This is a genomic window from uncultured Amnibacterium sp. (assembly GCF_964245895.1).
In the GTDB taxonomy this organism is placed as follows: Bacteria; Actinomycetota; Actinomycetes; order Actinomycetales; family Microbacteriaceae; genus Amnibacterium.
Genome location: NZ_CAXTOQ010000137.1, coordinates 1 through 9,226 on the forward strand (window position 1 = coordinate 1; position 9,226 = coordinate 9,226).

Consider the following 9,226-nt stretch of genomic DNA (forward strand, 5'->3'; position numbering starts at 1 on the left):
GCCTGCAGATCCTGCAGTCGCTGAACCTGCGCGAGCGCAAGCTCGAGATCGTCTCCTGCCCGTCGTGCGGTCGCGCCCAGGTCGACGTCTACTCGCTCGCCGAGAACGTGACCGAGGGGCTGCAGGGCATGAGCGTCCCGCTGCGCGTCGCCGTCATGGGCTGCGTGGTGAACGGGCCGGGGGAGGCGCGGGAGGCGGATCTCGGGGTCGCCTCCGGCAACGGCAAGGGCCAGATCTTCGTGAAGGGCGAGGTCATCAAGACCGTGCCGGAGTCGGAGATCGTCGCCACCCTGATCGAGGAGGCGAACCGCCTGGCCGACGAGATGGGGCCGGGCGCCGCGACGGGGGCCCCGGAGGTCGTGACCGTCTGAGCCGCTACTGCGTTGTGAAGGCGATCCGGTCGACCGGATCGCCTTCAAAATGAAGAAGGGGAGGCTCAGTCCAGCTTCGCCACCCGGCGCCGGAAGTCTCGCGAGTTGTCGTCGCGGATGCGGGACTCGCGGGTCCCCTTGACCTCGTCGACCTTCTCGTCCTGCCCGGAGATGTCGGTCTTCAGCGCGATCGCCGTCTCGGTCTCGAACCCGTGCCGCTTGTCCGCGTTGCGGTAGTAGCGGTGGACCGCCGCGTAGAGGGCCGTGCCGCTGACGGGGCCGGCGAGCAGCAGCGCGAGCTCGCCCGACCCGCCTCCGCTGTCGGAGCTCTGCAGCACCGGCAGCGCCTGGATCAGCAGATCGATCATCGGATCACCTCGCCAGGATCGCGAGGACGACCGCCTCGACCACCGTGCCCACGGACGCCGCCGCCAGGAACAGCTTGCCCCTCGCCAGCGGCACGCTTCCCATCGTCTCGCCGGTCCGCGCGTTCACCGCGATGTAGTGCACGACGCCCTGGCCCCCCTCCACGTGGTAGTACGAGTACAGCCAGACCGGCAGGTACATCGAGACCCACCGCGACCCGTGCAGGTCGAGCCCCTCCTGCTCCCACCGCACGCCCCGGTCGTAGCGGCCGATGGTCGACGACGCCTGGGACCTGGCGATCGAGAGCAGCTCGTCGTGCACCTCCGGCATCGCGGCGTCGACGTCGCGGTCGCGCCGCTCGGAGGTGAACCCGCTCAGGTAGTCGGCGTTCCAGGACACCGCGTTCTTCGTGTCGAACGGGAGGATCGAGTTGATGATGTTGTTGGTGTTGCCGGGGGAGGTGAAGTCGGCGCGCGCCGCCGACGACTCGACGGTGAGGTCGTCGACGGTGAACTCGACGTGCCGCTGCACCCGGTAGACGTCGGCGTCGTAGTAGGTCTTCTTGCTGTCGCCCGATCCGCGGGTGTAGCGCCGGGTCTGCACCTCGCCGCGGCCGACCACGTCCGATGACGCGTTCGCGTCCACCACGAGGTAGGGCAGGTAGACGCCGACCACGTTCTCGGGGGTGAACTCGGCCTTGAACCGCTTGTGCGCGAACAGCCGCCGCGAGCCGGCGAACCGCCGGATGCTCGACACCGCCTGCTCGCGGGTCAGCTGGAACGGCAGCACGGCGTCCGGCACGGCGCCGTTCGGGATCTGCTCGTTGACCCCCAGCACGTGACGGCACCAGTGGCAGCGGGCCGACAGCTCGGTCGCGGTGTTCACCACCACCTCCGCGCCGCACCCCGCGCACTTCAGGGTCATCAGCCCGGACTCCTGCGGGTCGATGTCCTGCGCGCCGGAGGCGAGCTGCGTGCCCTGCAGGTCGCCGATCCCGTCTCCCAGCCCGAACCGCTCCTCGACCCGCGCCTCCGACCACTCGTAGCGGCAGAAGAGGCACATCAGCATGCCGGTGCCCGGCCGGGGCACGATGTCCGTCGACCCGCACCGCTGGCACCGGTTGACGCCGTCCGCGAGCCGGTCGTTCCCGGTGCGCGGGCCGGCGTTCGCGGGGGGCGGACCCGCGGGGTCCGTGGGCGGACCCGCGGGGTCCGGCAGCGATGTCATCGGCGGTCGGGGTTTCGCGCTCGGCTCAGAGGCCGAGGGCCTTGGCCTTCGCGGCGTCGTAGTCCTGCTGCGTGATCAGCCCGGCGTCCAGCATCTGCTTCGCGCGGGTGAGCACCGCCATCGGGTCGTCCGCGGCGGCCGGGGCTGGGGCCGGGGCGGGCGCCGTCGCCGTCGGAGCGCTGCCCGCCCCGACCCCGGGGACGGGCTGCTGCAGCCCGCCGAGCCCCGTGGCTCCCGCCGCCATGCCGAACCCGAGGATGCCTCCGGGACCGGCGTTCTCGCCGGCCGACTCGAACCCCGCGGCGACCGAGGCCTGCAGGTTGGAGTTCCCGCGGGCGCCGGCGAGCGCGTCGGCCCGCTGCACGGTCTTCAGCAGCTCTCGCGTGTTCGGGTCGTACTCGATCGACACCAGCGCCACCTGGGCGATCTGCAGCCCGCGGCCGGTCAGCCACTGGTAGTTCGTCTCGACCGCCGCAGAGAGGCTCTGCGCGAACCCGATCGAGTCCTGCTGGATGCGGGTGATGCGGTTCCCCTTGGCGGGATCGTTCGTGTACATCGAGAACGCGGGCGCGAGCGAGCCGACGACCTCGTTGAACAGCTGCGTCGCGGCGTCGTTCTCGAGGTCCGTGAAGTCGAACACCCGCCCGTTCTGCAGGTACGCGGCCGGCATCCAGTTCTTCACGAACAGGATCGGGTCGACGATCTTCAGCGTGTAGGTGCCGCGCGTGACCGCACCGACCTGCGCGTTCAGGTACGCGTCGTCCCAGTAGATCTCGGACTGGGTGCCGAACCGGTTGTTCGGCAGCTCCTTCAGCGTGACGAAGAACGCCTGCTGCTGGGACTGGGGACGGCCGCCGAACTTGAACCGCTCCCACGAGGTGCGGATCAGGGGGCTCACGATGCCGTCGCCGGAGAAGATGCCGGCGGAGTCCTGCGCCTGCGAGCGCCACTCGTACCCGCCGGGGTCTGCCGCGAAGCCGGTGATCGCCCCGTCCTCCATCAGCACCAGCCCGTACCCGGCCGGCACGACGATCTTCGACCCGTTCGTGATGACGTTGTCGGAGGCGCGGGTGTTGGACCCGCGACCGGCGTTCGTTCCCCGGGGGACCGCGGGGAACACGGCCGCGGTGGGCGCGAGTCCGTCCGGGATCGTGTGGAAGTCCTTCCACTGGTCGGCGAACGTGCCGCCGAGGGTGTCCAGCGCGGCTTTGAACAGTCCCACGAGCTCGTTCCTCCAGGTCGGTGCGGCCACGTCGACGCGGCCATGCCGATGATGCCGCGCGGAGCGCGGTCGTGTCGATGGCCGATCCGCAGGAGGGCCCGCGAGCCGTCAGCCGACGACGTACGCCTTGCGGAGGCGCTCCGTGATGGTCCAGCGCGTGCGGGTGCCGGCGGTGAGCCGCAGGATCGTGCCAGGGGCCAGGTCGACGACGGCGCCGGTGTCGAGGTCCTCGACGGAACCGCGGCCCGACAGGACCACCGCGACCTCGTCCGCCTCCACGTCCGTCGAGACGCCGGTCTCGATCTCCCAGACGCCGAAGGAGCCGGCCCCGAACGGCCCGAGGTCGGCGGAGCCCGCGGTCTGCCCGCCCGCATCGGGCAGGACCTCGTGCTCGATCGGGACCTCGGCCGCCTGCCAGACCTGCGCCGTCATCGGACGTCGTGCACGATCAGCCAGGTCGCGATCGCGACGCGGTGCCCGCGGTTCGCGATCCGGTGGGGCACGTCGCACGGGAAGGTGATGGAGTCGCCCGGGCCGAGCACGACCTCCTCCTGCTCGAAGCGGATCGTCAGCTCGCCGAGCTCGACCGTGCCGACCTCGTACCCGGTGTGCGTGATCAGGGCGTTCCCCTCGCCGACGTGGGAGCCGGGCGGGTAGGTGGACTCGAAGAAGTCGACGCCTCGGGTCTCCGCCGGCGACAGGCGCCGGTAGAGCACGCCGTCCTCCAGCTCGACCGTGGCGATGTCGCCGGAGCGCGCCAGCACGTAGCCGGTGGCGCTCGCACCGGACGCGCGGTCGCGGGCGGAGTCGTCGAACACCCGCGCGAGCGGCACGCCCAGCGCCGACACCATCGCGAGCAGCCGGTTCACCGACGGCTGCAGCACGCCGCGCTCGATCTGCGACACCGCGCTGACGCTGATGCCGAGCCGATCGGCCAGGTCGCGCAGGCTCAGGCCCCGCTGCTGCCGGAGCGCGCGCAGCCGCGCACCCAGGTGCTCGGACTCGAGCGCCTCGAGTGCCTGCTCCTTCGCCGTCACGGGTCCTGATTCTGCCCGACGACACGCCGGTGCCGGAGACGAAACGGACTCGTAACCGGCGCGAAATCCCCGCGGTCAGGTGAAGTCGTAACTTCACTTCCGACACCGGCGGGTCCTTCAACCGCTCCAACCCGTGCTCCCCGGTGTCCGGCGCCGGACCGGCGCCGAGCGTCTTCCACCACGCCATCGCGGCGCGATCCGTCGCGCCCGCAACCCATCTCGGAGGCAGTCCATGACCAGCACGGAGCAGTCGACCAAGGTCGATCCACTTCCCGACGTCCACCAGCCCGCCGGCGCGGGGCTCATCAAGCCCGGCTACGACCCGGACCTGACGAACGAGGACCTCGCCCCGCTGCGGAAGCAGACCTGGACGTCGTACAACATCTTCGCGTTCTGGATGTCGGACGTGCACTCCGTCGGCGGCTACCTGACGATGGGCACCCTGTTCGCCCTCGGCATCGCCGCCTGGCAGGTGCTCGTGGCGCTGCTGATCGGCATCGTCATCGTGATGATCTTCGCGAACCTCGTCGCGAAGCCCAGCCAGAAGACCGGCGTGCCGTACCCCGTCATCAACCGGGCGATCTTCGGCGTCAAGGGCGCGAACATCCCGGCGATCATCCGGGGCCTGATCGCGGTGGCCTGGTACGGCGTGCAGACGTTCCTCGCGGCGCAGAGCCTGAACATCATCTTCCTGAAGTTCATACCCGGCGCGGCCGCGCTCGTCGAGCCGAGCTTCCTGGGGCTGAACGCGCTCGGCTGGATCTCCTACGCGATCCTCTGGGTCGCGCAGGCGGCGCTGTTCTGGACCGGCATGGAGACCATCAAGCGGTTCATCGACTTCGCCGGCCCGGCCGTCTACGTCGTCATGGTGATCCTGGCCGTCTACCTGGTCATGGAGGCCGGCGGTCTCGGCAGCATCAACCTCTCGCTGCACACCGGGCCGGAGCTGAGCCTCGCCGCCTCCATCCCGGTGATGATCGGCGCGGTCGCGATCGTCGTCTCCTACTTCTCGGGACCGATGCTGAACTTCGGCGACTTCTCGAGGTACGGCAAGAGCTTCACGGCGGTGAAGCGGGGCAACCTGCTCGGGCTGCCGTTCAACTTCCTGTTCTTCTCCATCCTCACCGTCGTCTGCGCGTCGGCGACCGTGCCCGTGTTCGGGAAACTGATCACCGACCCGATCGAGACCGTGAAGCAGATCGACACCCCGGTCGCGATCCTGCTCGGCGGCCTCACCTTCGTCACCGCGACGGTCGGGATCAACATCGTGGCGAACTTCATCTCGCCGGCCTTCGACTTCTCGCACGTCTCGCCGCAGAAGATCAGCTGGCGGATGGGTGGCATGATCGCCGCCGTCGGCTCGGTGCTGCTCACGCCCTGGAACTGGTACACGAACTCCACCGCCATCCAGTACTCGCTCGGGATCCTCGGCAGCCTGATCGGGCCGCTCTTCGGCATCCTGATCGCCGGCTACTACCTCGCGGCGAAGCAGCGGATCGCGGTCGACGACATGTACACGCTGTCGCCCGCGGGCCGGTACTGGTACTCGGGCGGGTTCAACCCGAACGCCGTCATCACGGTCGCGAGCGCGGGCATCCCCACCATCCTGCTGTCGCTCTTCGCGGGCGTCGGCGACTTCGGCTGGTTCATCGGCTGCGGCCTGGGCTTCGCGATCTTCGCCCTGCTCGAGCGGTTCAACCCGCGCATCCCCGTGCCGGCCGCCGACGAGGAGAGCATCTCGGACGGCTCGCTGGCCGAGGCCTGAGGATCGAGGGGTGCGCATCCTCGTCGTGAACCCGAACACCACCGCGAGCATGACCGCGACGATCGGCGCCTGCGCCGCCCGCGTCACGGATGCGGAGGTGGTCGCGGTGAACCCCTCCATGGGCCCGGCGTCCATCGAGAGCCACTACGACGAGGCGCTCGCCGTGCCCGGTCTCCTCGCGGAGATCGGGCGCGGCGAGCGCGACGGCGCGCAGGGCACGGTCGTCGCCTGCTTCGGGGACCCCGGCCTCGACGCGGCCAGGGAGATCGCGATCGGGCCGGTGGTCGGGATCGCGGAGGCGGCCATGCACGTCGCCACGCTGCTGGGCCGCACCTTCGCGGTCGTCACGACGCTGTCCCGCACGATCGGCACGGCGCACGACCTCGTGTCCCGGTACGGGTTCACGGACCGCTGCGTCGCGATCCGCGCCTGCGACATCCCCGTCCTCGACCTGGAGCTGCCGGGCAGCGACGCCCGCCGGGTGGTCACCGAGCTGTGCCGGGAGGTGGTCGAGCGGGACGGCGCCGACGTCGTGGTGCTCGGCTGCGCGGGGATGGCCGACTTCTGCGCGGAGGTGTCGGCGACCATCGGCGTGCCCGTCGTCGACGGGGTCGCCGCCGCGGTGAAGCTGGTCGAGTCGCTGATCGCGCTGGGGCTCACGACGAGCCGGCGCGACGAGTACGCCCCGCCGCCCGCGAAGCCCTACAGCGGGCCGCTGCAGCCGTTCGAGCGCCGCGTCGGCCCGGTGCCCGTCGGCTCGATCTGAGGCGGCCGGCGGCTGGTGCACGGATCGACGGGTGCAGGATGCGCGGACCACCCGGATCCGACCCGGACCGGGGGTGCGGCGGTCCTGACGGCGGTGGGACGCTCGCTACGGGCCGCGATCCCGCGGTCGTGCAGCACGGTTCGGGGGGACCATGGCAGCCCTGCAGGTGACCGCGGTCGCGGCGGGCACCGCCGAGCCGAGGCCCGCGCGCGTGCGGACCGCCGCCGACGCGTCGCCCATCCGCCAGCGTGGAGGGGTGCCGCACGAGCACCGCATCGACGAGCGGCCGGTGGTGGTGGTGCGGGCGCGTCCGCCCGCTGCGCCGCCCGCCCCGGTCGTGACCGTCGCGCCCCTGCTGGTCCGGACGGCCCTGATCACGGAACCCGCGCCCGCGCCGATCCGCCTGCCTGCGCCGCACGCCCTTCCGGCGCCTCCCGTCATCCCGCCGGCGGCGGTCCCGGCCGCGCTGCTCGACCCCCGGCCCGCCGTGCTGCGCCCGGTGCCGACGGTGGGACCTCCGGCGCGCCTGCCGGTGCAGCAGCCGGAGCCGATCCCGATGCCGATCGTGCGGTCGGCGGGACCCGGGGCGCCCGTCGCAGCGCGGCCGCCGGCGGAGATCGCGATGCCGACGCAGCCGTCTGCGCAGGCCCCCGCGCCCTCGGGCCCGATCGTCGTCGGGCCCGAGGCTGCGGATGTTCCGTCGGCCGCTCCGTCGGCACCGGCCGAGCCGCTGGTCGTCGCCGCGTCAGGGCCCACGATCCTGCCGGCCGCACCGCTCTCCACCACGCCGCCCCGGTCCGCCGCGCCGGCGGAGGCCGGGGAGCATCCCGTCCCCGCGGGACCGCCGGGCGGGACCGCCGCGGACGCGGACGCGCGAGCGCTGCAGGCGCGGCCCGTCTCCGGCGGCGCCGTGCTCCAGGGCGGGACCGCCGGCGAAGCGGACGCCCGGGCGCTGCGGGCGCACGCGGAGGGGAGCAGCGCGTCGTTCCCGCCGTCGCTGCCGTCGCTGCCGTCGCGGCCGTTCCTCGGCACCACCACCGCGGCGGAGACCGCCGCCGCCGCGATCGCCTCAACCGATGTCGCGGCCGGGCTGCGGCTTGCGCACGACTTCGACGCCGCCGGGCAGGGCCGGTCGCTCACCTGGGGCACGGACAGCCGATCGGACGCGGCGGTCCAGCGCCTGAACGCGGCGGCCGACTGGTCCAGGTGGGAGCAGGAGCGGGCCCAGCTGCTGGCGGACCTCCGGTCGGCGTACGCGGGCCTGCGGGCCCAGACCGACCTCGACCCGCAGTCCGCCCTGCGGCTGGTCGACCCCGCGTGAGGCGGCCCCCGCACTGGGGGTCGGCGGACCGGTCCCGACCGGGCGGCTCGCCAATAGCCTGAGGCTCCAGCGCGGCCCGAACGCCCGCTTCGCCCGGCCCCGATCGAGTCCGCTCGACCGGGGCCGGGGCGTTCCCGCCGTCCGTCCCGCCCGGCGGCCGCGCGCCTCCGGCCGTCGGTAGGCTTCCGGACCGTGGTCACGCGCATGAGTCGGCTGTTCCTCCGCACCCTGCGCGAGGACCCGGCCGACGCGGAGGTGATCAGCCACCGGCTGCTCGTCCGCGCCGGGTACGTCCGCCGCCAGGGCCCCGGCCTCTTCGCCTGGCTGCCGCTCGGGCTGCGGGTCAAGGCCCGAATCGAGGCGATCGTGCGGGAGGAGATGGAGGCGGCCGGCGCGCAGGAGGTGCACTTCCCGGCGCTGCTGCCCCGCGGGCCCTACGAGGTGTCCGGCCGCTGGACCGAGTACGGCGACGGCATCTTCACCCTGCAGGACCGGAAGGGCGACGACTACCTGCTGGCCCCGACGCACGAGGAGGTCTTCACGCTGCTCGTGAAGGACCTCTACTCCTCGTACAAGGACCTGCCGCTGTCGATCTACCAGATCCAGGACAAGTACCGCGACGAGGCGCGACCCCGCGCCGGCCTGCTGCGCGGCCGCGAGTTCACGATGAAGGACGCCTACTCGTTCGACGTCGACGACGACGGGCAGGCGGCGTCCTACCAGCTGCAGCGCGACGCGTACGAGCGGATCTTCGCGCGGCTCGGCCTCGCGTACGCGATCGTCTCCGCCCACGCGGGCGCGATGGGCGGCTCCCGCAGCGAGGAGTTCCTGCACCCCACGCCGATCGGCGAGGACACGTTCGTCCGCTCCGCCGGCGGGTACGCCGCGAACGTCGAGGCGTTCCGCACCCTGCCTCCCGCGCCCCGGTCGCTCGACGGGAGCCCCGCGGCCGAGGTGTTCGACTCTCCCGACACCCCGACCATCGCGACGCTCGTGACGCTGGCGAACGAGCGCGTGCCGCGCGACGGCGGCGAGCCGTGGACGGCGGCGGACACGTTGAAGAACGTGGTCCTCGCGCTCACCCACCCGGACGGCAGGCGGGAGCTGGTCGTCGTCGGAGTCCCCGGCGACCGCCACGTCGAGCTGAAGCG

The 9,226-nt window shown here is 72.3% G+C and carries 10 protein-coding genes; 5 read left to right on the forward strand and 5 right to left on the reverse strand.

The genetic code is table 11. The features are described 5' to 3' along the window. The coding region (locus ACFE60_RS15095; RefSeq protein ID WP_375389687.1) for a flavodoxin-dependent (E)-4-hydroxy-3-methylbut-2-enyl-diphosphate synthase at positions 1–371 on the forward strand (371 nt) is incomplete at its 5' end. A gap of 65 nt (positions 372–436) precedes the next feature. Here ACFE60_RS15095 and ACFE60_RS15100 read toward each other — a convergent pair. The 5 genes from ACFE60_RS15100 to ACFE60_RS15120 form a co-directional block, all read right to left on the reverse strand. Next, positions 437–739, reverse strand: a complete 303-nt coding sequence (locus ACFE60_RS15100; RefSeq protein WP_375389688.1) for a hypothetical protein — start codon at positions 737–739, stop codon at positions 437–439. A gap of 4 nt (positions 740–743) precedes the next feature. After that, positions 744–1,964 (reverse strand): TFIIB-type zinc ribbon-containing protein, encoded by a 1,221-nt coding sequence (locus ACFE60_RS15105; protein ID WP_375389689.1) that lies wholly within the window; start codon positions 1,962–1,964, stop codon positions 744–746. A 25-nt stretch (positions 1,965–1,989) separates the two neighbouring features. After that, on the reverse strand, positions 1,990–3,186 hold the full coding sequence (locus ACFE60_RS15110; RefSeq protein ID WP_375389690.1) for an SPFH domain-containing protein: 1,197 nt from the start codon (positions 3,184–3,186) through the stop codon (positions 1,990–1,992). Between the two features lie 108 nt (positions 3,187–3,294). Beyond that, positions 3,295–3,618 (reverse strand): cupin domain-containing protein, encoded by a 324-nt coding sequence (locus ACFE60_RS15115; protein ID WP_375389691.1) that lies wholly within the window; start codon positions 3,616–3,618, stop codon positions 3,295–3,297. Further along, positions 3,615–4,223, reverse strand: a complete 609-nt coding sequence (locus tag ACFE60_RS15120; protein WP_375389692.1) for a helix-turn-helix domain-containing protein — start codon at positions 4,221–4,223, stop codon at positions 3,615–3,617. Before ACFE60_RS15120 ends, ACFE60_RS15115 begins: the two co-directional genes overlap by 4 nt. Before the next feature lie 232 nt (positions 4,224–4,455). On the opposite strand from ACFE60_RS15120, the gene ACFE60_RS15125 reads away from it, so the two are divergent. From ACFE60_RS15125 to proS, 4 genes are all read left to right on the forward strand, one after another. Then, positions 4,456–5,988, forward strand: a complete 1,533-nt coding sequence (locus ACFE60_RS15125) for an NCS1 family nucleobase:cation symporter-1 (protein WP_375389693.1) — start codon at positions 4,456–4,458, stop codon at positions 5,986–5,988. 10 nt (positions 5,989–5,998) lie between these two features. Continuing rightward, positions 5,999–6,754 (forward strand): aspartate/glutamate racemase family protein, encoded by a 756-nt coding sequence (locus ACFE60_RS15130; RefSeq protein WP_375389694.1) that lies wholly within the window; start codon positions 5,999–6,001, stop codon positions 6,752–6,754. Positions 6,755–6,905: 151 nt separating this feature from the next. Next, positions 6,906–8,075, forward strand: coding sequence for a hypothetical protein (locus ACFE60_RS15135; RefSeq protein ID WP_375389695.1), 1,170 nt, complete (start codon positions 6,906–6,908; stop codon positions 8,073–8,075). 192 nt (positions 8,076–8,267) lie between these two features. Further along, the coding region (gene proS, locus ACFE60_RS15140) for a proline--tRNA ligase (protein WP_375389696.1) at positions 8,268–9,226 on the forward strand (959 nt) is incomplete at its 3' end.

What these genes read in the sequence shown, in the direction of transcription:
- ACFE60_RS15100 (WP_375389688.1), bottom strand. Translation starts at nt 739, where the DNA reads ATGATCGATCTGCTGATCCAGGCGCTGCCGGTGCTGCAGAGCTCCGAC.
- ACFE60_RS15135 (WP_375389695.1), top strand. Translation starts at nt 6,906, where the DNA reads ATGGCAGCCCTGCAGGTGACCGCGGTCGCGGCGGGCACCGCCGAGCCG.
- ACFE60_RS15125 (WP_375389693.1), top strand. Translation starts at nt 4,456, where the DNA reads ATGACCAGCACGGAGCAGTCGACCAAGGTCGATCCACTTCCCGACGTC.
- ACFE60_RS15115 (WP_375389691.1), bottom strand. Translation starts at nt 3,618, where the DNA reads ATGACGGCGCAGGTCTGGCAGGCGGCCGAGGTCCCGATCGAGCACGAG.
- ACFE60_RS15105 (WP_375389689.1), bottom strand. Translation starts at nt 1,964, where the DNA reads ATGACATCGCTGCCGGACCCCGCGGGTCCGCCCACGGACCCCGCGGGT.